The 23732-nt window shown below is 70.6% G+C and carries 24 protein-coding genes; 5 read left to right on the top strand and 19 right to left on the bottom strand.

What is annotated here, in order from left to right; translation table 11 throughout:
• Positions 1 to 79: 79 nt before the first annotated feature.
• Entirely contained in the window at positions 80 to 754 is a 675-nt protein-coding gene (locus GEV28_RS11235) for a helix-turn-helix transcriptional regulator (RefSeq protein ID WP_291411397.1), read from the bottom strand.
• A gap of 134 nt (positions 755 to 888) precedes the next feature.
• Between GEV28_RS11235 and GEV28_RS11240 the strand changes: the two genes are divergently transcribed.
• Genes GEV28_RS11240 through GEV28_RS11250 form a run of 3 tightly spaced genes read left to right on the top strand, consistent with a single transcriptional unit; the run spans position 889 to position 2088 of the window.
• Positions 889 to 1206 (top strand): hypothetical protein, encoded by a 318-nt coding sequence (locus GEV28_RS11240; RefSeq protein WP_291411399.1) that lies wholly within the window; start codon positions 889 to 891, stop codon positions 1204 to 1206.
• 10 nt (positions 1207 to 1216) lie between these two features.
• Positions 1217 to 1864 (top strand): hypothetical protein, encoded by a 648-nt coding sequence (locus GEV28_RS11245; protein WP_291411401.1) that lies wholly within the window; start codon positions 1217 to 1219, stop codon positions 1862 to 1864.
• A complete protein-coding gene (locus GEV28_RS11250) occupies positions 1840 to 2088 on the top strand; it encodes a hypothetical protein (RefSeq protein WP_291411403.1) in 249 nt (82 codons plus the stop codon). Before GEV28_RS11245 ends, GEV28_RS11250 begins: the two co-directional genes overlap by 25 nt.
• Positions 2089 to 2141: 53 nt before the next feature.
• Here the strand turns inward: GEV28_RS11250 and GEV28_RS11255 are convergent, their stop codons facing one another.
• From GEV28_RS11255 to GEV28_RS11285, 7 genes are all read right to left on the bottom strand, one after another.
• A complete protein-coding gene (locus GEV28_RS11255; protein WP_291411405.1) occupies positions 2142 to 3446 on the bottom strand; it encodes an FAD-binding oxidoreductase in 1305 nt (434 codons plus the stop codon).
• 9 nt (positions 3447 to 3455) lie between these two features.
• On the bottom strand, positions 3456 to 4490 hold the full coding sequence (locus tag GEV28_RS11260; protein WP_291411407.1) for a homocysteine S-methyltransferase family protein: 1035 nt from the start codon (positions 4488 to 4490) through the stop codon (positions 3456 to 3458).
• Positions 4491 to 4960: 470 nt separating this feature from the next.
• Positions 4961 to 8395, bottom strand: a complete 3435-nt coding sequence (locus GEV28_RS11265) for a 2Fe-2S iron-sulfur cluster-binding protein (RefSeq protein WP_291411409.1) — start codon at positions 8393 to 8395, stop codon at positions 4961 to 4963.
• The gene (locus GEV28_RS11270) at positions 8392 to 8646 is read right to left on the bottom strand and encodes a sarcosine oxidase subunit delta (RefSeq protein ID WP_291411411.1); all 255 of its coding nucleotides are present in this window, start codon (positions 8644 to 8646) and stop codon (positions 8392 to 8394) included. The genes GEV28_RS11265 and GEV28_RS11270 overlap by 4 nt, the downstream gene beginning before the upstream one ends.
• On the bottom strand, positions 8646 to 9911 hold the full coding sequence (locus GEV28_RS11275) for an FAD-dependent oxidoreductase (protein ID WP_291411413.1): 1266 nt from the start codon (positions 9909 to 9911) through the stop codon (positions 8646 to 8648). The genes GEV28_RS11270 and GEV28_RS11275 overlap by 1 nt, the downstream gene beginning before the upstream one ends.
• Before the next feature lie 303 nt (positions 9912 to 10214).
• Positions 10215 to 11024, bottom strand: coding sequence for an IclR family transcriptional regulator (locus tag GEV28_RS11280; RefSeq protein ID WP_291411415.1), 810 nt, complete (start codon positions 11022 to 11024; stop codon positions 10215 to 10217).
• Between the two features lie 120 nt (positions 11025 to 11144).
• Positions 11145 to 11981 carry a nitrilase-related carbon-nitrogen hydrolase gene (locus GEV28_RS11285; RefSeq protein WP_291411417.1) on the bottom strand — a complete coding sequence of 279 codons (837 nt, stop codon included), beginning with the start codon at positions 11979 to 11981 and terminating at the stop codon, positions 11145 to 11147.
• A gap of 671 nt (positions 11982 to 12652) precedes the next feature.
• Here GEV28_RS11285 and GEV28_RS11290 point away from each other — a divergent pair.
• Positions 12653 to 13003 (top strand): VOC family protein, encoded by a 351-nt coding sequence (locus GEV28_RS11290; RefSeq protein WP_291411419.1) that lies wholly within the window; start codon positions 12653 to 12655, stop codon positions 13001 to 13003.
• A gap of 8 nt (positions 13004 to 13011) precedes the next feature.
• Here the strand turns inward: GEV28_RS11290 and GEV28_RS11295 are convergent, their stop codons facing one another.
• The 7 genes from GEV28_RS11295 to GEV28_RS11325 form a co-directional block, all read right to left on the bottom strand.
• Entirely contained in the window at positions 13012 to 13764 is a 753-nt protein-coding gene (locus tag GEV28_RS11295) for an alpha/beta hydrolase (protein WP_291411421.1), read from the bottom strand.
• A gap of 127 nt (positions 13765 to 13891) precedes the next feature.
• Positions 13892 to 14359, bottom strand: a complete 468-nt coding sequence (locus GEV28_RS11300; protein WP_291411422.1) for a hypothetical protein — start codon at positions 14357 to 14359, stop codon at positions 13892 to 13894.
• Positions 14360 to 14459: 100 nt separating this feature from the next.
• Positions 14460 to 15263, bottom strand: coding sequence for a hypothetical protein (locus GEV28_RS11305; RefSeq protein ID WP_291411424.1), 804 nt, complete (start codon positions 15261 to 15263; stop codon positions 14460 to 14462).
• Positions 15260 to 15889, bottom strand: a complete 630-nt coding sequence (locus GEV28_RS11310; protein WP_291411426.1) for an RNA polymerase sigma factor — start codon at positions 15887 to 15889, stop codon at positions 15260 to 15262. Before GEV28_RS11310 ends, GEV28_RS11305 begins: the two co-directional genes overlap by 4 nt.
• 153 nt (positions 15890 to 16042) lie before the next feature.
• On the bottom strand, positions 16043 to 16555 hold the full coding sequence (locus tag GEV28_RS11315) for a DUF664 domain-containing protein (RefSeq protein WP_291411428.1): 513 nt from the start codon (positions 16553 to 16555) through the stop codon (positions 16043 to 16045).
• A complete protein-coding gene (locus GEV28_RS11320) occupies positions 16545 to 18185 on the bottom strand; it encodes an ATP-binding protein (protein ID WP_291411429.1) in 1641 nt (546 codons plus the stop codon). Before GEV28_RS11320 ends, GEV28_RS11315 begins: the two co-directional genes overlap by 11 nt.
• 13 nt (positions 18186 to 18198) lie before the next feature.
• Positions 18199 to 18918 carry a response regulator transcription factor gene (locus GEV28_RS11325; protein ID WP_291411431.1) on the bottom strand — a complete coding sequence of 240 codons (720 nt, stop codon included), beginning with the start codon at positions 18916 to 18918 and terminating at the stop codon, positions 18199 to 18201.
• A 119-nt stretch (positions 18919 to 19037) separates the two neighbouring features.
• Between GEV28_RS11325 and GEV28_RS11330 the strand changes: the two genes are divergently transcribed.
• On the top strand, positions 19038 to 19244 hold the full coding sequence (locus GEV28_RS11330; protein ID WP_291411433.1) for a hypothetical protein: 207 nt from the start codon (positions 19038 to 19040) through the stop codon (positions 19242 to 19244).
• Positions 19245 to 19312: 68 nt separating this feature from the next.
• On the opposite strand, the gene GEV28_RS11335 is transcribed toward GEV28_RS11330, so the two are convergent.
• From GEV28_RS11335 to GEV28_RS11350, 4 genes are all read right to left on the bottom strand, one after another.
• Positions 19313 to 20566, bottom strand: coding sequence for a GAF domain-containing protein (locus GEV28_RS11335; RefSeq protein ID WP_291411435.1), 1254 nt, complete (start codon positions 20564 to 20566; stop codon positions 19313 to 19315).
• Between the two features lie 95 nt (positions 20567 to 20661).
• The gene (locus GEV28_RS11340; protein ID WP_291411437.1) at positions 20662 to 21744 is read right to left on the bottom strand and encodes a toll/interleukin-1 receptor domain-containing protein; all 1083 of its coding nucleotides are present in this window, start codon (positions 21742 to 21744) and stop codon (positions 20662 to 20664) included.
• Between the two features lie 27 nt (positions 21745 to 21771).
• Complete coding sequence (locus GEV28_RS11345) at positions 21772 to 22212, bottom strand: hypothetical protein (protein ID WP_291411439.1); 441 nt, start codon at positions 22210 to 22212, stop codon at positions 21772 to 21774.
• Positions 22213 to 22270: 58 nt separating this feature from the next.
• The gene (locus GEV28_RS11350; RefSeq protein ID WP_291411440.1) at positions 22271 to 23647 is read right to left on the bottom strand and encodes an NAD(P)/FAD-dependent oxidoreductase; all 1377 of its coding nucleotides are present in this window, start codon (positions 23645 to 23647) and stop codon (positions 22271 to 22273) included.
• Positions 23648 to 23732: the final 85 nt, after the last annotated feature.

Consider the following 23732-nt stretch of genomic DNA (forward strand, 5'->3'; position numbering starts at 1 on the left):
GCAACCGAACCTGCGTACCCACCTTGACCTGCTGTCCCACTCTCGCCACAACCAAGATCATAACCCCACAGCACCTAAGTTAGCGGCATTGGGCCGCGACCCACGCCAGCCCGGCGTCACCCACCTTCGTCGCCAACTTGGCCGCAGCCAGATACGCGGCTGATTTCGTGTGCGCCGGAATGGCGACTGCGGAACCTTCGAGGCGACCGATAAGCGAGGGCAGAATGCGGGCGGCGCCGTCATAGTCGGCCCGCTGGTACAACCGGTGGGCCTCAACAACTCCGCTGTGGAAGTGCGAGGGGTTGACCTCGCCCGAGGACTCCCGGTTCTGTCGATGGCCGAGGAGCGACCGGCGCAGGCTCTCCAGCGGAGGCATGTCAGCACTCGGCGGGCCAGGAGCACCGTGGGCCGGGCCCGGCTGTCCTCTCAGCGCGGCAGCCCTGGCGCGGACGCAGGCGAGGCGCTGTTCGCGCTCACGTTGCTCGTACTCGGCCTTGGCCGCCTCCAGCTCCAGGTACGCGGCGACAAGGGCGCCCCCGGCATCACAGGCGGCGTCAACGGCCCGCCAGAAGCGCTCGTCCGCCCGTGCGCGGCCCTTCTCGATGTGCACGATCGTGGTGCGGTCGCAGAACGCGACCTTGGCGAGCTGGCCTTGCGTCAGGTCGGCCGCGAGCCGGAACGTCGCGAGCTGTCCGCCCAAGGAACGGCGTAGCTCCGCGATGGCCTCCGGTTCCCTCGCCATGTCGTCTTCCACGCTTCCCAGTGTCGGGTTTTCAGCGGCCGCAATCAGCGTAACCGCAGGTGACAGCGGGTGTGACAACCGCACCCACAGGATAACCCACGCTCTGTAGCACCTGATTCGGTGATCTTCAAGGCACCCGGCACCGGTTGATCGGCATGTCCCCCGCCATCGGCGCCCGCATCCCGGCGCCGGGTGCCACCCACAACGACGAACAAACGAGGGCCCGAATCCCGATGCAAGGCAGCATCCCACCACCAGACGAAGCCGCACACCAGGACAGCGTGCTGATCGCCGAACTCGCGGAGATCAACACCCTGATCGGCCGCTACATCCTGCGCTTCCTGGATGCAGACGCCGGCCGCACAGAGCCGATCAGCCCCGAGGACGAGCGCGCACTGGTCGACCGAGCGACCAGGGCGATCGACATCCTCCGAGCTCGAGCCGACCGCCGCGAGCATGTCTAACCGATCAACGGTGCGCGAACCGAACATCAACTACCGCGCACTCATCCCGTACACGCCGTACGTCACCACCTGGAGCGAGGAGCGCGACCAGCCCGCCCAACTCGTCGAGCGGCCAGGCCGAGGAATCGCCTACCTCGACGAGTCGATGTCCGACCGCGACAGCCACGGCGTGCTGTGGTTCCGCACCCCGTCCCGGCCGGGCCATGGCGAACCGATGTTCGCCAAGGTGCACCCGCTCCGTCGGCGCCGATGTATGCGCCGCCTGCTGTGCAACGTCTGCGCAGGCCCGGCCGACCAGACCGACGACGGCATCCTGTGGCTGCTCAAAGACCACCGCGACGACTGGCCGGGCTGGCCGGAGAACATGGCCGTCACCGAACCACCGATCTGCGTGCCATGTGCGAGGTTGGCCAGCCGCCTATGCCCTGCGCTGCGGAAGGGCGCTGTCGCCATCCGCGTGCGCCAGGCACCCGTCGCAGGCGTCCGCGGAATGCTCTACCGCAGCGGCGGCCTGATCCCGGTGCCCTTGGACGAGGCAACCATCGCCTACGACGACCCGCGCATCCGCTGGGTACGCGCCATGAACCTCGTGCGCGAACTACACGTCGGCACCGTCGTGCCGCTGGAGGACGTATGCCGAAGCTCAACCGCGAGCTGATACGCGGCTGGCTGGAGGATCACAACTGGACGGTCGCCCGCCTCACCGCAGAGTGCAACCTGATGAGCGACGACACCTTCTCCGAGGGCACAGTCCGCAACGCCGTGAACGGCATCGACCCGATGCGCCCAGGACGGATCAAGGTCATCTGCAGAGTGCTGGCTAAGTACGGGGACAGCGTCCTCCACGAGCGCCTGACGGACGCAAAGAAGAATGCAGAGTGACCACACCACGGACTCAGCCATGGTCACCGACGTGGAGCGCCTCGACGTCCCGTTCAGCTCCACGGGAAGGGTGAGTGGCTGACCGGGTGCACCCTCCCGGTGGAGTAGCGGTCGAACCGGAATGGCTCCAGCAGTGCCTGCGGTTCGCCGAGGATCTCGGCGGCGACGAGGTCGCCGACGCCGATCATCTTGAAGCCGTGGTTGGAATCGGCAATTACGTAGGCGTTTTGCCGGAACGTGTCGAACACCGGGAAACTATCCGGAGTGAACGCGCCGATGCCGCCGGAAGGCTCCCGTCGGTACAGTCGCCGACGGCCTTCGAACCGCTTGTGGCAATGGGCGAGCGCCGAGGTCCACATGCGCACGAAGTCGTCGCCCACAGCGAATTCCGGACTGGCGGGACCATAGGGATCGATTGCCACCTGCTCGGCTGGGCGGGTGACCGGCACCGGGGCCGCGCCGCCCTGTACCCCGTCGAAGTGGAAGTCGGGCTTGTAGTACACCCCCCACAGGGCATCGGTGATCAGGCCGCCGTCCACGTCGTCGTGAAGTGGGGCGTCCGAGTCCACGTGCACCACCGGCGGCGGCTTGCCCGCGTTGTCGGTGAACTCGCCCGGATCTACCCCCAATGTGCCTTCCTGCAACGCAAGGAACGTCCACATCGGAGTGTCTACACTGGCCACCTCGATGCTGGTTGGGAGCTCGAGCATCGCCCACAGGTCACGGATCCATGGCCCGGCGGCCACCACGAGCTGGTCGCATCCGACGCGACCGGCGTCGGTCTCGACCGCGGTGACCGCGCCGCCTTCCACCCGCAGGCCGGTTACCCGCACGCCGGTGCGGATGTCGACGCCGAGCGCCCGGGCCTTGGCTGCGAGACCGCGCAGCGTCGCTCGGTTGTTGGCGTAGCCGCCGCGTTTCTCGTGCAGCACAACGGAAACGCCCGGCGCCTGCCAGTCTGCGAACAATTCGGTCAGGTACGCACGAGTCGCCGCAACACCTTCGACCAGTACCGAGTCGTACCCGATCTCCCGCTGGGAGGCATGGATGCCGGCGACGTCCTCCGCCATCACCGGCGGCGCGATCTGCAGGTAGCCGACCGGATGGTAGGCGAACGCTTCCGGGTCGGACTCCCACACTGGAACCGAATGTGCCATCAGCTCGCGCATGGCCGGCTGGAAGTAGTTGTTGCGCACAATCCCGCAGGCCACCCCGGACGCGCCGGCGCCGATCTCGGCCTTGTCCAGCACCAGCACGTCCGCGCCGCTGCCGCGGCCGGTGACGCGCAGCCGCCTGGCCAGGTGCCAGGCGGTGGACAGCCCGTGGATACCCGCACCGACGATCACGTACCGAGTCATCGAGTCCCCTCAGAGTCGGCCCGCGTACTCCTGGTTCTTGCGCAGCAGCGAGCCTTCGGTGCCCAGGTAGGCGTGCTTGGACATGTCGGCGGAGTACCGGCTGGCCGGCGGGGTGCGGTCGAGCGCCTCCGCCATCGCGCGAACGTGGTGCGGCGCCGCACCACAGCACAGCCCGAAGTAGCGCACGCCCGCGTCGGCGGCCTGCCGGGTGAACTCGGCGATCTCGTACCGGTTGCAGGTGAACGGGTCCAGCGCAACTGGGAACGGGATGCTCGGACCCGCGAAGTCCGGCTCGCGCAGTGACTGGAAAGTCGGCTGTTCGGCTGTGGTGCGGTACGGCACCGGAAGCGCCGCGACCGGCACGTCGACCGCATCAACGAGCGGTGCGAGCAGCGGTGCCATGGTCGAAGGGCCGCGGTTGCAGTTCAGCCCGACGACATCCGCGCCGGCATCGGCCAGCCGCTGGCACGCCTCGGTAACCGGCAGGCCCTCGCGAGAGAGCCCGTCGTGGTCCGCGACCAGCGTGACCACCGCCGGGAGGCCGGTCTCGCGGATCACCTCCAGCGCGATCATCGCCTCGCCGTGGTAGCGCAGTGTCTCGGCGATCATGAAGTCCGCGTTCGCCTCGGCCGCCCACCCAACCTGCTCCATGAACATCGTCCGCACGCGATCGTGAGTGCCCGGGTCCGTGGGGTCGTAAATGTTGGTGTTGCACACGTTGCCCGCGAGCAGTGTGCCGGTAGCGGAGGCCACCGCGCCGGCGAGCTGCAGCGCCTGCCGGTTGAGCGGTTCGAGCAGGTCCTCCTTGCCGATCATGCGCAGCTTCTCGCGATGCCCGTAGTAGGTGAACGCCTCCACCACGTCCGATCCGGCGTACACGAACTCCTCGTGCAGTGCGGTCACGCGCTCCGGGTGTTCCAGCACCACCTCCGGCACGAACGCCCCGGCCTGCAGGTAGCCACGACGCTCCAGCTCGAACAAGTACCCTTCGGCGCAGATCACCGGCCCTTCGGCCAGCCGCGCCAACAGCCCGTGGTCATTCATCGTTCCTCCGCTCTTGTTGTGCCGTCCGACGGCATTGACGTTGATGTCGATCAGGAATGCGGCCGCTCACAACGCCCCCTCGCCCGCTTCGTGGTGCCGGAACGCTCCGCAGGCTCCGCTACACCGACACCCTCCGCAGACTCGGCGGCATCCTGAATGTCGATGCCTCGCTCCGCAAGCTCCGCTCACAACGCCCCCTCGCCCACTTCGTGGTGCCGGAACGCTCCGCAGGCTCCGCTACACCGACACCCTCCGCAGACTCGGCGGCATCCTGAATGTCGATGCCTCGCTCCGCAAGCTCCGCTCACGACACCCCCTCGCCCACTTCGTGGTGCCGGAACGCTCCGCAGGCTCCGCTACACCGGCACCCTCCGCAGACTCGGCGGCATCCTGAATATCGATGCCTCGCTCCGCAAGCTCCGCTCATGACTCGCGGTCGCCCTGTATCAATGATTCGCTCGCAAGCTCGCTCATGGTGTGGGCACGGGGTCGCCGCCGATCTCGATGCCGTACTCCGTCCCGAAGTCGAGCAGCGCGTCCCAGAGGGACTGGCCGCTGCTGCGCTCACAATGCAGCACGTAACTCGGCACGCTCTCCCGGTCGTCCCGCACCAGATCGGTGACGAGGCCTGCCACGTGGGTGCGCAGTGCCGCACCGTTCGGGGTGACGTCATCGGCCAGGTCGATCGCGCACACGGTTGCCAGCAGGTCGGTCGCGCGATCGCCGGTGAGCCGGACGAGCGCCCGGCCGTGTGTGAGGTCGACGACCGACGTGAACTCGCCGGCCTCCGTGGCAAGCGCGCACAGCCGCTCGAGCAGTTTGTCGCCCGTCCCGGTGGCGCCGAGAACCAGCCACTCGCCAGGGCCGGCGCCGACCACCAGGCTGCCGTCGGACTCGCGGGTGACGGCGCCGAACCGAGTGCCGAGCGCTGCGGCCATCGCGCCGTCGTGCGTCGCCCGGACGAGGACCTTGGCGAGCACGGAGTGGTCGGCGAGGACCAGCGACGGGTCCGCGGCGCCCGGCTGGCCGGGGGCGATGGCACTGCGCATGACGCGGGGCGGGTGCGGGCGGAACGTACCGGGCCGGCCGATGGTCCGCAGGCGGGCACCGTCCGGGTCGACATGCGCGAGGTGTTCGGTGACCGTGGCCGGGATCCGCCGGCCGTCCGGCAGCACGGTGACCTCGGTGCCCGGCTCGGCGAGCGCGGCGTCCACCTGGCCGAGGCAGATCGGGCGGCCCAGCGTCGGCGACATCCGGCTGGAGGTGACCCGGCCTCGGATCTCGTCGCCGGTGACAATCTGGCTGGCCTCCGGAGGCACGATCGTGCCGTCGACCGGCTGCAAGCCGACCAGGCGGAGGCCGTCGCGCCGCTCGTGCTGCCAGACCAGTTCCGGTTTGCCGGCGAAGTCGTCCTTGTCGAGCTTGACCAGCCGGTCCAGGCCGACGCTGAACGCGCGGGTGAGGCCGTCGGTGTCCTGCCCGACGATCAGGTGGCCTTTCTCGAGCCGCAGGATTCGCTGCGCCTCGACGCCGAACGTCCGCACACCGAGGTCCGCGCCGTGCGCCAGCAGCGTCTCCCACACGTGCAGCCCGTAGCCGGCCGGCACGTGCAGCTCGTAGGACGGCTCGCCGGTGAACCCGATGCGCCACAGCACGCACTCGTCCACGCCGGCCAGTCGCGCCGTGCGCACGTTCATGTAGCCGAACGCCTCCGGGTCGAGGTCCACGCCTTGGGCGAGCCGGCCCACGAGCTCGGCGGCGTGCGGTCCGGCCACGTTGATACTGGCGTACGCGGTGGTCACCGGCGTGACGTGCACATTCCAGTGTGGACGTTCGGTCTGCAGCCAGCGCTCGACCCACTCCCAAACCGCGGCGGCGCCGGAGGAAGTGGTGGACATGAGGTAGTGGTCGACGCCCAGCCGCCCGGTTACGCCGTCGTCGAGCACCACGCCGTCCTCGGCGCACATCATGCCGTAGCGCACCCGGCCGACCTCGAGCCTGGACCACTTGTTGACGTACAGCAGGTTCAGCAGCTTCGGCACGTCCGGCCCGCGCAGGTCGAGCTTGCCAATCGGGGTGACGTCGATGATCCCGACGCCGTCGCGGACCGCGCGTACCTCGGCCGCCGGGTCGCCGTAGTGGTCCGGCCGGATCCACTGCCCGGCGACCAGTGGCGCGGCGCCGTTGGCTTCGTGCCAGGACTGCATGGGAGACCGGCGAACCGGGTGCACCGCGCGGCCGGCCAGCGCACCCAGCGTCACCGGTGCGTACATCGGTCGCCACGTAGTTGTGCCAGTCTCCGCGATCGTGCGACCGGAGGCCTCGGCGACCATCGCGATGGCGTTGACCATTTCCAGCTTTCCCTGCAACGGCCCCATGGTCGCCGTGGTGTACCGCTTGGCCAGCTCCGCAGAGTCGTAGCCCTCGCGCACCGCGGTGTGAATGTCTCGTGAGGACACGTCTTCGGAGAAGTCGACGATGCCGTGCGTGCTGGCCCGGAACAGCTCCGGATGCTCGTACACCGGGAGCTCCGGAACACTCGCCGGCGTGTCATCCGGTGCGCTGCCCGGGGTGGCGGTGGGAATGCGGGTGAGCCGGCGGTGCCGGACCGCGGCGGCGTGCCGAGCCGCCTCGGCGCCGACCGCGGTGGCGTGCGCGCGCAATTCGTCGAGGGTGCCGTCGCCGGCGATCCCACCGACCGCGAACACGTCGGCGCTCGACCGGCCACCGGGCAGGAAGCGCGCCGCCGCGGGGCTGTACACCGGCACGTCACCGGCCTGGTTCAGCAGCGCGGTCGGCGCGGTCCAACCGGTCGCCGTCACCAGCAGGTCCGCCTCGACCCGCCGGCCTCCCGGCAGCTCGACCGCCCGCAGTCCGCGCCGGCCATGCACGCGCACGATGTCGCCGCCGATCCGGGCGTCGACCACCTCGGCGATCTCGACGCCGGCGGCCAACAGGTCCGCGGCGGCGGCGTCGCCATCCGAGTTGGCCGTCAGCACCACCGCCCGCTCCCCCGGCTTGACCGCGTACAGGTTGATCAGCCGACGGGCCGCGGTGGACAGCATGACGCCGGGCAGGTCGTTACCCGCGAACACATACGGCCGCTCGATCAACCCACCCGCGACGACGAGCACACCGGTCCGTGCCCTGATCAGCTGCTCGCCTCCGGCGCGCTGTAGCACCGCGACCCAGTTCTGGTCGTAGCGGCAGAGAACTACCGAGTCAGTGAGCACCTCGACGCCGCTCGCCGCAACCTCAGTCCGCAACTCGACAAGCTCGTCGGGCCTACGTGCGTAGCGGAGGTGCCCGCCGAGCTGATGGTCCTCCTCGACCAGCAGCACCCGCGCGCCCGCGCGAGCGGCCGCGACCGCTGCCGCCATGCCGGCCGGTCCGCCGCCGGCGACGAGCACGTCCGGGTGGGCGTGCCGCGCGGCGCGATGATCGGACACGGTGTCCGGCGAGATCGATCCCGCGTGGGTGAATCGCCTCAGCACCCGCTCGTAGACGGGCCACAGCCGCTGCGGGCGAATGAAGGTCTTGTAATAGAAACCGGGTCCGAGAAACCGTCCGAGCAGCCGGTTCACTCCCTTGACATCGAACCGCAGCGACGGCCAGGTGTCCTGCGAGGTGACCACCATGCCGTCGGTGACCAGACGATGCGCGCCGCGCACGTTGGGCTCGTCGCCCACCTGCACCATGCAGCCGGGGTCGTGGAAGCTCGCGGTGACCAAGCCGCGCGGGCGGTGGTACTTGAGGCTGCGAGAGAACACCCGCTCGCCCGCTGCGGCCAGTGCGGAGATGATCGTGTCGCCGGCAAAGGCGGCGTGCTCCCTGCCGTTCCAGAAGAAGCGCACCATCTGGTCGCGATCGATGACCTCGTCGGGTTGCGGCGGGAGGCGGGTCATCGCGCCTCTGTCACGGTGTTGGTCACGGCGTCGGTTCCGGTGTCGCGGTGCAGCCGGACGTACCGCCGGCAGCCCGCCGTGTGATACCAACGTTCCTCGACCGCACCAAGAGGGTTGCGCCGCAGGTAAAGGTAGGCGCGCCACTCCTCGGGCGTCGCGGTGGCGGGATCCGGCCGCGGCGTCACCTCGCCCAAGTACCGGAACTCGGTCACGTTGCGGGGACCGCACCACGCGCAGGGCAGCTCGATCATCAGTGGCCCACCGCCGCCGCGCCCTTCTCGCCGACGAGCTCACCGGAGTCAAACCGATCCAGGCCGAACGCCGCGATGATCTCCGGTGTCCGTCCACTTGCGACACACTCGGCCATCGCCTCGCCGGACACCGGACCGGCCTTGAATCCGTAGGTCCCCCACCCGACGTCCACATAGAACCCCTCAACAGGGGTGGGGCCCATGATCGGCGAGAAGTCCGGGGTCATGTCACACAGCCCGGCCCACTGGCGCAGCAGGCGAACCTTCGACAGCGCGGGCATCAGCTCCAGCACGTGGCCGGCCAGGCCTTCGGCGAACTCCAGCGAGCCGCTGGTCGAGTAGGAGGCGAAAGGGTCCACGCTGGCGCCGAACACCAGCTCGCCGCGATCGGTCTGGCTCACGTAGACGTGCAGGGTGCCGGATACCAACACCGTGTCCAAGAACGGCCGCACCGGCTCGGTCACCGCCGCCTGCAGCGGGAACGTGGTCACCGGCAGTCGCACCCCGGCCAAGTCGGAAACCAGCGTGGCCCAGCCGGCGGTCGCGTTCACCACGACCGACGTGGCGATCCGGCCACGGTTGGTGCGCACCCCGGTGACCCGGCCGTTCGCGACGTCGATGCCGGTCACCTCGGTCTGCTGGTGCAGGTGCACGCCCAGGGCGTCGGCGCCGCGCGCGTAGCCCCATACGACCGCGTCGTGCCGGATGATTCCGCCCGGCGGGTGGTACAGCGCGCCCAAGATCGGGTAGCGGGCATCGCGCGAGACGTCCAGGTAGGGCACCAGCTTCGCGATCTCGCCCGGCCCGATCACCTCGGAGTCGACGCCCTGCAGCTTGTTGACCTCGGCACGCCAGCGCATGGTGCGCAGCGAGCCGTCGTTGTGGGCCAGCGTCAGATGGCCGCGGCGAGAGAACATCACGTTGTAGTTCAGGTCCGCCGCGAGCGTCCGGTAGAGGGAGAGCGAGCGGTCGTAGAACCGCACGCCCTCCGGCGTGAGGTAGTTGGACCGCAGGATCGCCGTGTTCCGTCCCGACCCGCCGCCACCGAGATAACCCTTCTCCAGCACCGCGATATCGCGCACGCCATGATTGGCGGCGAGGTAGTAGGCGGTGGCCAGACCGTGCACGCCGCCGCCGACGATCACCACGTCGTAGCGGTCCTTGAGCGGATGCGACTGCCAGGCTCGCGGCCAGTCGGCGCCGGTCAACCCGTGCCGCAGCAGGCTGAGCGCGGAGTACCGCTTCCCGTTGCACCTTCCGCGCACGACCTGGCCTCCCCGAGCTCGGCGTCTCGCCGGTCACGCCTCGCTGTGTGACCGCGCCGTCGACGCTACCGGGAGCGAGTGCCTACCACGATCTTGCTTGCATATGGAGCAACATTTGTCTACCCGCCCGGCTTGCTGACGAAGCATTCGTCGACGAGCCGGTCCCGGGGTCCCGGGCAAGGACCGCTGTCCCCCGTCGATCTTGACCGAGAGTTCCATGATGGTCTCAGGGTTCGCCTGCTGCGAGGGTCGGCCTGCCCTATCCAGTTGCCGACCAGAACTTCGACCGCGACGGCTGGGCGATCACGAACTTTTCCTGGGTACGATCTTCACGGGCGCCTCGAGACCGTCCCACCCGAGATTCTTCGACAGATACCCGGCTGCGGCCTTCACCTGACGACCGGCGGACTCCAGGTCGTGGGCGATGCGGAACTTCGGACCCGAGATGTTGATGGCCGCAACGATCCGACCGCGGAAGTCCCGCACTGGTGCGGCGGTAGCGGCGAGGTCGGTGTCGAACTCGTCGATGCAGGTGGAGAACCCCTTGGCCGCGGCGCGCTGGACCCGGCCGATGAAGTCCTCCACGGTGCGGGGCGCTTTGGGCCCGCGCGCCACCAGTCGCACGCGGCCGAGAAGCTCGCGAATATCGTTCGCGGACATATCGAACAGCAAGGCCTGTCCGCATGAGGTGGCGTGCACCGGAGTGGCGTGGCCGACGAGGCTCACGGTCTGCACCGAACGTGTGGCGTTCTCCGAAAGGAGGGTGAGTGCGTCGGTGCCGTCCCGCACGGACAGGTGCACCCGCTCGCCGACCGTGCGGACCAGACCACGCATGATCTCAGGCGCGCAGGCGAGCAGCTGGTGGTCACCGGCGCGGGCGGCCAAGGAAAAGAAGCGCCAGCCAAGCCGGTAGCCGAGCGTATCGGGGTCTCGGTCCACCAGCCCGGACTCCGCAAGGGTCTTGAGTGTCCGGGAGACCTGGCTCTTCTCCCGGCCAACAACGCGAGCCGTCTCGATCACGCCCATGGTACGTTGATCGCCGGGATCCCACTCCCCCAACGCCGTCAGGATGGCGATCACCCGCCACACGCTGTTCGTGCCTTCCTCTGCCATGCGGCTATCGTTCGCAGGCGTCGCGTAGCCGGCAACTAGGCTTGCGAATGCAGCAACTGGGCCGGCGCACCCCGCGGCCCATTGTATTCGATCTGGACTTCCTAGACTGTGACGAGGCGTTCATACGTCGCCGCCCTCGTCTACCAGTCGTTTTACCTCACGCTGCACCAGGCCCAGCCGGGCCTCCGAGATCAACGGAAGCGTTCGGCGCACCCATCGAGCCTTGGTCAGGTCGATGTCTGCGACCAACACAGCCGGCTCGCCCATCGGTGCCTGCGCCACGATCGAACCGAGCGGGTCGATCAGCCGTGAGCCACCCCAGAAGGTCGCGCCGCGCTCCTCACCCACCCGGTTCACGAACCCGACCCAGGTCTGCTGCATCCGCGCGACATGCCGCAGCAGGTCCTGCCAGTAGTCCACGTTGTCCAGCATCGTGCCGCGTGGCGTGGTGCTGACACTGTTGGTCGGCGTGAGCAGCGCATACGCGCCGTCCTGCACCGCAAGCCATGGCAGCACCGGCTGCCAGAAGTCGTTGCACACCAACACTGCCATCCGCCCGAACCGGGTGTCGAACGCTCGCATCGCCTGCCCAGGAGTGAAATGCTTGCGTTCCTCCCACGTCAGATACGTCGGCAGGAACAGCTTGCGATGCACGTGGACGACCCGCCCGCCGGACACATAGACCGCCGAGTTGTACCGGCGCAGGTCGCCGTCCTCGTAGAGGCCAACGAGTATGTCGGGCCCAATCTCGGACAGCTCCGTCACCCGCCGATCGTCGGCGGCCACCGACACGTCCTCGTCCAGGGCGCCCAGCGTGTACCCGTGCAGGTTCAGCTCCGGAAATATCACCAGATCGGCGTCCTGCGCGGCGGCCTGTTTGATCGCTGCTCGCGCGGTCTCCAAGTTGGCCTCGAAATCGCCCAGCACGCAGTCCGTCTGCGCCAGCGCCACCCGCATTGTCACACCCCCGGAAGCAAGCTGAGCCCTCCGGCGTCACGGTAACACCGCGAGATCGCCAGAACGGTCCCCCGGCCGTTGATCACACAGCCGAGATCAGCTCGCGGCGAGAGGACCAACCGTTCGCGGCCATGTAGGCGGCCTGCATGTGCGCTGCGACGGTGGGACCGTTCGGTGCTGGCTGTCGGCGGGCTCGTGGGTCCGAGGTGGGTTTCGCGGAGTTCGTCCATGAAGGCCTCCCAGACCGGTGTGCCGCCGGCGGCACGCACCTCCGTCCGGGCGGCGTACTCCTCTGCCACGGGAAGGTGTCGGATCCCCCAGGCGCTGAGTTGGGCGAGGACGGGGACCAGCTCGATCGCCTGCTCGGTGAGGCTGTAGGTGACCTTCTGCTTGTGCGAGGATCGTCGGCCTTGGTCCGGTCCCTGATCCTGACCTCGAACCGCTCACCAGTCGACTGGTATCCACTGTTCCCAACCCCGTCGTCGCGGAATCCCTACTCGACCGACTGATCAACAACAGCCACCAACTCCTCATGAACGGAGTCAGCTACCGACCCGACAAACTCCCCCCGTTTCGGCGCTGCAAGAAGCCTGATCTCACGTGGACTGCGAGCTGCCGTCCGCATCCTGGGGACCGTCAGGCAGGCAACTGGCCGTCGTTACTGTGACGGCATGGCCGACTACCTGTACGCAGGCATCGCAGTCAACGACTACGCAGCGGCACTGGCCTGGTACGAACGCCTGTTCGGCCGCCCACCAACCTTCTTTCCGCACGACACAGAGGCCGTGTGGGAGCTCGCGGAATATCGCTCGGTGTACGTCGTACAGCGGCCCGAGCACGCCGGCCACGCCCTACACACCATCCTCGTCGACGACCTCGACGCCGTCGTCGCTCAGATCGCCGAACGAGGACTGGACCCCACGAAGCGCGAGACCTACTCGAACGGCGTGCGCAAGACCACCTACCACGATCCCGACGGAAACGAGATCGGGTTCGGCGGCGCCCCACTCCAATCGAGCTAACGAGCCGGCTACGCGGCTGCCACGTAAGCCTCGACCAGGTGGCGGGTGAGGAAGCGCCCGGAGCTCTCCAGCTCGAGCGCGGGTACGTCCCGGTGGCCGCCGGGGTTCGCATGCAAGGTCTTCTCCGGCGAGGCGAAGGCGTCGAACAGCGCCAGGCCCGACGCCCGCGGGACCATCTCGTCGTCCCACTGGAGCAGGAACCGGATCGGGACGGTGATCCGGGAAGCAGCATCGGCCAGGGACTCGTGACTCGCCAGGCCGAAGACCGCCGCGGTGATCCTCGGCTCGACCGCTACGAGCGGCACGCCTATGCCGGTGCCCATCGACACGCCCCAGTAGCCGACCGGACCTGCGCCGACGTCGTCGAGGTGCTGGAGGGCGTCCAATGTGATCCGCCACTCGGGGACGGCCAGGTCCGCCAATGCGGCGTTGTACTCGGCCAGCGGGCCGGCGATGGGCTCGCCTGCCGCCACCCGCTCCCTGACGACCGCGAGCAACCGGTCACCTTCCTCGTTCTTCGGGCGGTCGCCGTGCAACGGGGCGTCTATGGCCGCTGCCGCGAGGCCGCGGGTCGTCGCGTAGTGGTGGGCGTGGGCCAGTACGGCCGGGGCCTTCTTGTGCTGGCCGCCACCGTGGCCCAGCAGGACCAACGGGCGGCTGCCGGCGGCGTCGGCGGGGGTCCAGAGGACGCCGGAGATCTCGCCGAGGGTGAAGAGACGTTCCGAGACGCCGTTCGAGGTCGTCTCCGAGATGAACCGCATGGGTGCGTTGCCTTTCGGGATGCCGTATGGGCACTCCCGGGGCCACCTATGTCAGATGGACCGCACAGCGTGAGGGAGGGGAGCACCCAGCCTGATAGCGGTAATGGGTCTCACCTCCTCCGGTCGATCACCGCGGTGTGGCCGGACGGGCGTGGTTCCACCCGGCCGTGTCGTCCCGTGGCATCGCCGTGTCGTCCCCTGGCATCGCCGTGTCGTCCCGTGGCATCGCCGTGTCGTCCCGTGGCATCGCCGTGTCGTCCCCTGGCATCGCCGTGTCGTCCCGTGGCGATGACGGCAGGTGTGACGCCACACTGGTACGCCAGAAGCCAACTCGACCAACGCCAGAGGCCAACTCGGGCACGCCAGAGGCCAACTCGACGACGCCACCGGACGACACGGGCACGTCCGAGGCCGGGTCGGACAGGAGCACCGACAGCAGCGGCCCGCCGCGCCGGACCAGCCCGCGCGCGAGCTCGTCCGGCAGGACCGGCTGCACATCCCGCTCGGCGCGGTACTGCCGTGGACGAACGTCGACGAGGCGGCCGGCAGGCTCACCGCGCAGGGCGTGGACGGCAAGATCGTCCTCACGGTGCACTGACCGCCGCGTGCCGGGCCGGTGGCGGCTGGTCGATCGCGGGACGAGGTGGGAGTGGGTTCGGGTGGGTGGGGGGACCACCCGAACCCACTCCGTCCGGTCAGTTACCCGGGGCGGGCGTGGCGCCGTCGGGGGGAACGGCGGTTGGGGTGCCGGTCGCGGGGCTGACCGGAGCGTGTGCCCGGCTGGAGGGTGTCTGCGGCCGCGAGCTCGGCGGGTCGCCGGCGTGGCCGTTGCCGGGATCGGTCGGCGTCGGAAGGTCGGTCGGCTTGCCGTCCGGGTGCTCCGCCGCGGGGTCGTCCGCGGCGGCGGCCACCGCGTCGCAGTACTCGGGGACGTTCTCCGCGCCATTGGCCGCCTCGACCAGGGCGGTGAACGCGGGGCTGTCGAGCGCCTTGCCCGGGCTGGTGCCCACCTTGGCCTCGTAGGCCTTGCACAACCCGACCATCGACGGCGACGGGTCGCCGCCCGGGTCGGCCGGCTTGCCGGCGTCCGAGGGCCGCCCGCTCGGGGTGGCCTCGGCCGGTTTCGAGCTGGCGACCGCGGGAGGGTCGGCCGGGGTCTCGGTCCAGGGCGTGGGCAGGGCACCGCTCGTCGCGGCGAGCACGACGCCGGTGGTGCTCGCGGCGGCCAGGATGGCGGCGACCTTGACGGTGAGGATCTTCGCCAGGGTGGACTTGATCATGGATGGTCTCCGGGGTTCGGGTACGTGGTCGAGCTGAGCGGCGTCCCGGAAGGCGGTCAGTGCCGCCCGCTCCCCGGTCAACTCCTCCGGGTACGCGGGCGCGGCCGCCACGCGCAGCACCGCCGCGAGCGGCCGTGCCGCATCGACGGCGGCCGGCTCGCCGGCCAACAACCGCTCGGCGGCGTGCCGGTCGACTCCACGTGATCGGTAGCTACTCATCTCGCCTCCTTTGGCGTCACGTGCTCGGTTCGCGTCACATCCGGGTCGGCCGGCGCGGCCGCGGGCTGGGCGCGCTGGTCGAGCTGCGCGGCCAACCGGCGCAGGCCACGCCACGCCGCGGTCCGCACCGCTCCCGGTCGTTTGCCCATCACCCGCGCGGCGGCGTGGGTGTCCAGCCCGACCACCACGCGCAGGAGAACCGCCTCGGCCTGGTCCCTGGGCAGCGTGGCGATCAGCGCGACGGTCGCGTTGGTCGACGCGATCCGGATGGCCTGCTCGGCGGTGTCGTGGCCGTTCGGCATGTCCGCCAGCACGTCGGCGGACAGCCCGCCGACCGGGCGGCGCTGGTTGCGACGCACGTGGTCCAGCGCGCGGTGCCGGGCGATGCCGACCGCCCAGCCGCGGAACCCGGCCCCCTCGTCCCGGAACGAGCGGATGTCCCGGGCGATCTGCAGCCAGGCCTCCGACGCGAGATCCTCGGCGTCGTCGCCGACCATCCCGCGCAGGTACCGCAGCAGACCGGGCTGCACCTCTCGGTACAGCACCCGGAACGCCTCCTGGTTCCCGTCGCGCGCCGCACGCACCGCGGCCGACAGGTCGGCCGATGCCGTGTGACCAGGTGTCACGGAGTACCTCGAACTTCTGTGCGCCGGTGGTCGCACCACAGGTGCGCGACCGCGGCGCGACACTAGTTCCCATCCCACCAGTACTGGCGTAGGAGGCGCTGAATCCGTCACACCCCGCTGGTGGGGTCGACGGGCCACCGTCGAGGCCCGGTCCTACTCCCCCACCGGGCCGTCCGCGAGCTCCGACACTATGTCCAGCTGGCCCAGGTGGCGGGCGTACTCCTGGAGCAGGTGGAACAGGACCCGCTCCAGCGTCGGGGGCTCGCCGGACAGCTCGGCGGCCGGCCAGTCGGGGCCCGGGGCGCCGAGGGTCGACAGGTCGGTCCGCTCGACCACCGCGCGGGTGTGCGCGGCCTGGGTTCGCAGGGCCGCCACCACGGAGTCGAGCGTCTCGGTCGGGGCGACGTGCCAGCGACCGTCGAGCTCGTCGGCCCAGGGGTCGGGTAGTGGGCGGGCCTCGAAGCGCCACTCGATCCAGCGGCGTTCCACGTGGCGCACGTGGTTCAGCAGCTCCAGCGGGGTCCAGCCGGACGCGAGGCGGGACGTGTGCCGCTCGGCCGCCGGCATGCCGCGTACCTTGTCGATCGCGCGGTCGCGGAAGTAGTCCAGATACCCCAGGAACACGGCGGCGCGGTTCGCGGCCGGCGCGGTCGGCTCAGGGAACATCGGCCGACCACTGGGTCAGGACCCGGTCGAGCGCCGAGAGGGTCATCGGCTTCGGCAGGTAGGCGTCGAAACCGGCGTCCACGACCTGCTGGCGGTCGCTGTCCCGGATGAAGCCCGACACCGCGACCAGCTTCATGCGGTCCGCGTCGAGGTGGCCGCGGAGGTGCCTCGCGATCTGGAGGCCGCCGATGTCCGGCAGGCCCAGGTCGCACAGGACGACGTCGTAGCGGGACGCGGCCACCGCGGCCAGGCCCGTCTTGCCGGTCGCCGCCACCGTGACAGTGTCCCCCCTGCGCTCCAGCAGGGCCCGGTAGGTCGCCGCCAGGTCCGCGTTGTCCTCGATCACCAGGAAGCGCAGCGGGGTCCGCGCGCCCTGCACCGTCTCGTGTGGACTGTCCGGCTCCGGTGCCGACGCGAGTGGCAGGCGCACCCGGAACTCCGCCCCGGTGCCGGGCCCGTCGCTGTGCGCGGTGACCGTCCCGTCGTGCAGCTCGCTGATCGACCGGACGATCGCCAACCCCAGCCCGAGACCGCTGACCGCCGTCATGCCGGACGGCGCGGCCCGGGTAAACACCTCGAACAGCGAGTCCGCGACCGCCGGGTCGAAACCGATGCCGTCGTCCCGGACATCGAGCACCGCCTCGTGGCCCGCGGTGGCGACCGACACGACCACCGTGGCACCCGGCGCGGTGTACTTCAACGCGTTGCTCACGAGGTTGCTCAGCAGCTGCGCCAACCGGATGCGGTCCCCGGATACCGGCACCGGCGACGAGGGCAGCGTCAGCCGCAGCGCGCGCCGGCCCGCGGCGAACTCCGCCGCCACGTCCGCGGCGGTCTCGGACACGATCGACCGCAGGTCCACCCGCTGCCGGTCCAGCGCGAGCCGGCCGGTGAGCGCCCTGGTGGCGTCGAGCAGGTCGTCGGTCATCCGGATCAGCGCACCGGTCTGGCGCGCCAGCACGGCGAGCGCCGCGTGCCCGACCGGCACGTCCAGCGCCAGCAGCTCGACCGCGGCTTGGATCGCCGCCAGCGGGTTGCGCAGCTCGTGCGACAGCGTCGCGATGAACCGGTCCTTCGCGCGCTGCTGCTGGCGCAGCGCCTCACCCGTCGCGGCCAGCTCGTCGTTGGTGAGCCGCAGCCGCAGGTTCATGTCCTGGACCTCGCGGGCCCGCGCGAGCAGGTCGGCCTCCAGCCCGCTGAGCCGCGCGAGCGCCCCGGCCACCGGGCCGCGCCCGGACCGGACGAGGTCGGTGACGTCCAGCACCCGGTGGATGATGTGGGTGATCGTCCCGTCCTCGGCCAGGATCGGGGTGTTGATCGGGCTCCACCACCGCTCCTCGAACGACTCGCCCACCTGGATGTCGTAGCGCTGCGGCGCCATCGTGTCCGACGCCCCGGTCGCGAACACGATCTCCAACGACCGGCGCAGGTTGCGCACCCCGTCGGCGCCGCGGTCCTCCGGGTTGGCCGGGAACGCGCTGAAGATCGGCACGCCGACGAGCATGTCGCGCCGGGTGGTCGTCGCGGCCAGGTACGCCTCGTTGACCGCCACGATCGTGAGCGCGGGGTCCAGCACCAGGTACGGCGTCGGCGCGGCGTCGAACAGCCGCTGGTAGTCGGGCGGGTTCATCGGCGGGCCTCCGTCACGGGTCGAGGCGGTACCCGAAGCCGCGCACGGTGGTGATCTTGGGAACCTCGACGCCGGCGTCCGCGAGCTTGCGGCGGATCCGGTACACGTGCTCGTCCACCGTCGCCTGCGCCTGCCACTCCGCCTTCGACTCCCAGACCTGTGCGAGCAGTTGCTCGCGCGAGTACACCCGGCCCGGGCTCGCCGCGAGGAACTCCAGGAGCATGTACTCACGCGGGGTCAGCGCGATCTCCTCGCCGGCCGCGCGGATCACGTGCGCCCCGGTGTCGATCACCAGCCCGCCCAGGTGGATGACCGGGGGCGCGGCCGGGTCGGCCCCGGCCCGGCGCAGCACCGCGCGGATCCGGGCCACCAGCTCGCGCAGGAAGAACGGCTTCACCAGGTAGTCGTCGGCGCCGAGCTCGAGCCCGACGACCCGGTCGGCCTCCTCGCCCCGGCCGGTCACGACGATCACCGGGAGCTGGTCGTGCCCGCCCTGGCGCAGCGTGCGCAGCAGGTCCAGGCCGTCGCCGTCGGGCAGCCCCAGGTCGAGCACCACCAGGTCGACCCGGCCGAACCCGCCGCGCGCGCTCGCCGCGTCGTTGGTGCGCACCACCTCGAACCCCACCCTGGTCAGGTAGGCGTCGCACATCGCCACCAGGTCGAGGTCGTCCTCGACGAGCATGATCGTCGGACGCCGACCGGTGGAACCGCCTGCGCCCTCGGTGGGTTCCACGTTGATCCGATGTTGAGGTTCCGTAGGGCAAAACGACCAGGTTGGCACGCTATCAAGGACACGGCCGACGGACACCGTTCGTCACCCGATCGCCAGCACCGGCCCGAGGAGACCGAGCCATGTCCACCACCGATACCGACAACCGGGTAGTGGACCTCGCGGTGAACCGCCTGTTCCGGATCGGGCTCGACCTGCACGGGGCGCTCGCCCTGGTCGACCCGCAGTCGCCCGATCAGGTTGCGGGGCAACGGATCCGCGCGGCCATCGCCCGGATCGACGAGACCATCGGCGAGCTGCGGCTGGCCGTCATGAACGGCGAGCGGTGACGGTTCGGACCCTGCTCGTCGACCACCGGTGGACCATGCGGCAGGACCAGGGTGGACCGCCGCGCGGGTCAGGCCCCGGTGAGCGGCACGCGCCAGACCAGCCGGGTGCCGCCGTCCGGGCGGGCGGCGGCGCTGCTGCTCCCGCCGCAGGTCGCGGCCCGGCGCTCCAGGTTGAGCAGCCCGCTGCGCGCGACGTCGGCCGGCATGCCGAGGCCGTCGTCGGTGACGCCGACGACGAGGTCCGTGCCGGCCTCGACGGTGACCGTGACGTCGGTGGCGCGAGCGTGGCGCACCGCGTTGCTGAGCGCCTCGCGCAGCGCCGCCAGCGCGTGCTCGCCGACCAGGTCGGGCACGAGCGTGTCGACCTCGCCGGAGATCCGCACCGCGGGCGAGACGTCGGTGTCCGCGCTGACCTCCGCGACGATGTCGAGCATGCGGCGGCGCAGGCTCGCCCGGTTGTCCTCCTTGCCGGTGTGCAGGTCGAAGATCGACATGCGGATCTCGCGGACGGTCTCGTCGAGCTGGCCGACGACGCGGCTGACCCGGGCGCGGGCGTCCGGGTCGGCGATCCGGCGGACGACGCTCTGCAGGCTCATGCCGGCGGCGAAGAGCCGCTGGATGACGTGGTCGTGCAGGTCGCCCGCGATGCGGTCGCGGTCGGCCAGCACATCGAGCATCCGCTGCTGGCGCTGCTTGTCCGCGAGCTCGATCGCGAGCGCCGCCTGGTCGGCGAAGGAGGCGAGCAGCGGCAGCTGCTCCTGGCCGAACTGGCTGCCGCCCTTGTCGCGCAACGCCAGTAGCAGCCCGCTGACGCCCGCGGGCGGGCCGAACGGCACCGCGTGCGCCGGGCCGAACTCGCCGAGCCTCGCGAGGTCGTCGCCGACCATGTGCGCGAAGTCGGCGAACACGGTCGGCGTCCGGTCGGTGATCACCGCGGCCACCGCGGGCGCGCTCGCCGGCACCGGGTGGCCGATCATCTGCTGTCCGCGCGGCCCGTCGCCGGCACGGACCACGAGCGTGTCCGCGGCGTCGTCGGCCAGCAGGATCACCGCGCAGTCCGAACCGGACAGCTCGCGGGTCCGCCGGGCGATCAGCGTGAGCGCCTCGGCGCCGGACGCCCCGCCGAGCAGCAGCGAGTTGACCTCGCCGGACGCCTGCTGCCAACGTTCCCGGAGGTGGGCCCGCTCGAACGGTCCGGCGTCCTCGACCGCGACGCCCGCGGCCGTGCCGAGGCCCGCGGTGAACTCGGCCGCGCCCAGCCCCGGGAGGGATCCGCCCGTGGCGGATCGCCGTGGCTCCTGGTGCGGTGCGGTGTGCGGCATGTCCACTCCCGACCTCGAGCAGACCGGGGGTGCGCCTCGATCCGCGGCCGATCGGCATCCGTCATATCGGGCGGTCTTCAGAGGTCGTTACGGGGTCAACGACCTCGTCCGTCCAGCGGCGGCGGCAGCCGGTCGAGGAGCGAGGCCCAGGACGCCAGCAGGTCCCGACCGTCGATCATCAGCGTGATCACGGTGTGGATGGTGCGGGCGACCGGCCGCAGGTTGCGGGACAGGAGTCCGATGTGCTCGGCGACCGCGAGGAGCTCCTCGCCTTCCCCGAGCCCGGCCGGCTCGCTCTCCACGACCGCGCGCAGCCGACGCACGAGGCCGACCACTCGGTCCTCCACCGCCGGATCCTCGCCGATCTCGTGTTCGGCCCGCTCGGCGATGATCCGCACGTCCTGGTCGGCTCCGTGCAGCAGGACGAGGAGATCGTTCGCCATGAGCCGGAGGTCGGCGACCGGCCGGTCCAGCGCGTCGGCCAGCCGGCGGGCGAACGCGAGCCGGTCCGCCGGCTGCTGCTCGACGGCCACCTGCATGTACATGCCGACCTTCGCGAACCCCTCGTCGAGCGCGGCGACGGCCTGCCGCCAGACCGGCACGGCCGTCTCGGTCCTCGCGAGGATGTCGAGGTAGGCCGGCGCGTCGACGCTCGGCTCGGTCACCTGGACCTGCTCGGCGGCGGCCGACGCGGTCGCGAGGCGAACGGCGAGCCGCGCGACCTCGCGCCGGTAGTCACCGGAGTCGCGGTCGGCGAAGCGCAGGTCCGTCCAGTCCTCCCAGCCGAACGTGCGCACCAGGGCGATCAGCTCGTCGGGACAGGGCTGCGCGTGCAGGTCCGCGAAGTCGACGTAGCGGATCGGCATCACGAGGTCCTGGACGCCGAGCTGGCGCGCGCGGCGGGCGAACGTGTCCAGCTCGCGGCGGCACTCCGGCCGCCGGAAGTACCGCCGGGTCACGATCGGGACGAAGAACGTGGCCTGGGCCAACGCCCCGTCGATCGACTGCTTCCAGTCCTCACCCCAGCGCAGCTGGTCACGCTCGAGGAACAGTTCCAGCCTCTCGCCGGTGATCAGCTCGTACTGGGACTCCAGGTCGCGGGCGAGGTCCGCGATCCGGCCTCCTTCGGCGGCGTTGTCGTCGTGCGAGTACGACCAGAAGCCCCGGCTCGTGACCATCGCGCCCCCTCTCGCCGGGGGGATCGGTCAGCGCGGGACGAGCGTTTCGGCCTTCGCCGCTCGTAGCGCGAAATGGCCGGCCACGGCCACCACCACGCCGGACGCGACCACCAGGGCCACCGGCGCACCCAGGTTCAGGACGGTGATCACGATGAACGCGTCGAACAACGCCACCAGCGTGAACCCGACCCGGTCCACGTACCGCGGCGACGGCGCGGGCAGCCGGCGGGCGGTGCAGGCCAGCCACAGCATCACCAGGCCCAGCACCACGAACGCGGCGAACAGCGCCCGCGACACGGCGTCGAGGCGGGACCACTCCTCGGCGACGGCCGCGGCCAGGAAGGCCACCGTCGCGACCAGGGACCAGAGGTAGACCTCGAAGTACGCCCGGCGGCGGTGGGCCACGCAGCCGGCGAGCAGCGCCACCGTGCCGGTGAGCGCGTGCAGGGCGATGAGGACCGCGTGCATGACAACCTCCCACTGTGCTAGGTCCAGCATCGACCTAGCACAGTGGAATGTCAACGAGTCAGGCCAGGTGGTTCAGCGCATCCTCGATCGCCCGGTGGAAGGTCGGGTAGGCGTAGATCATCTGGCGCAGCACCGTGGTCGGCACCTCCGCGTGCACGGCGACGACGAGGGCGCCGAGCACCTCGCCACCGTTCGGCCCGGCCGACGTGGCGCCCACGAGCACCCCGCGGTCGGCGTCCTCGACGAGCTTGATGAAGCCGTCGTTGCCGAGCTTGTGGATGTAGCCGCGCGACGACGCCGGGATCTGCGAGATCCCGGTCCGGACCCGCAGCCCGCGCGAGCGCGCCGCCGCCTCGGACAGGCCGACCGAGCCGACCTCCGGGTCGGTGAACGTCACCCACGGCACGGCCCGGTAGTCCGCGGTCTCCGGGTCGTCGTCGCCGAGGATGTCGGCCGCCGCGATGCGGGCCTGGTACATCGACATGTGCGTGAACGCGCCCTTGCCGGTGATGTCGCCGATCGCCCACAAGCCGTCGGCCGCACGCATCCGCTCGTCGACCTCGACGCCGCGGGCCGACTCGTCCAGCCCTACCGCGCCGACGCCGAGCGCGGCCATGTCGGTGCGCCTGCCGGCGGCCACCAGCAGCCGGTCGGCGGTGAGCGCCTCCCCGTTGTCGAGCTTCACCGAGAACTGGCCGGCCTCGTAGCGCACCAGGGCGGCCGACAACCCGGTGCGCACCGCGATCCCGTCGGCGTCGAACGCCTTGGCCAGCAGCGCACCGGCCTCCGGCTCGTCGGCCGGCACGAGCCGGTCCGCGTGCTGCACCACGGTGACCGCCGCGCCGAACCGGGCGAACACCTGGGCCAGCTCGCAGCCGACCGGGCCGCCGCCGAGCACGATCAGCGAGCCGGGCACCTCCTCGACCGCCACCGCGTCCCGGTTGGTCCAGTACGGCGTCTCGGCGAGCCCGTCGATCGGCGGGACGGCCGGGTCGGTGCCGGTGTTGAGCACGATCCCCTTGCTGGCCAGGAAGACCCGCTCACCGTCCGATGTGGACACCGTGACCTCGCGCGGCCCGGTGATCCGGCCTCGGCCGCGCACGAACGTGCCGCCGGCGTCCTCGAACCGGTTGACCGCAACGGTGTCGTCCCAGTTGTCGGTAGCCTCCTCGCGGATCCGCCTGGCCACCGGCGCCCAGTCACGCTCGACGCTCGCCGACCCCGCGAGCGTGTCGACCCGACGCGCCTCGCCGAGCGCGTCGGTGGCTCTGATCATCATCTTCGTCGGCACGCACGCGTAGTACGGGCACTCGCCACCGACGAGCCGCGCGTCCACGCCCACCACGGCCAGACCGGCCCTGGCCAACCGGGCGCCGACATCCTCGCCGCCCGGCCCCATCCCGATGACGACGACATCCACCTCGGTACCCGGCATCTCAGCTCCCAGCGGCTCGGTTGGCGTGTGCACAGCACAGCATGTCGGGACATGAGCCGCAGCGGGAGGTGTCGCGCCACTTGAC

This window comes from Actinophytocola sp. (assembly GCF_009379765.1).
Classification (GTDB): Bacteria; Actinomycetota; Actinomycetes; order Mycobacteriales; family Pseudonocardiaceae; genus Actinophytocola.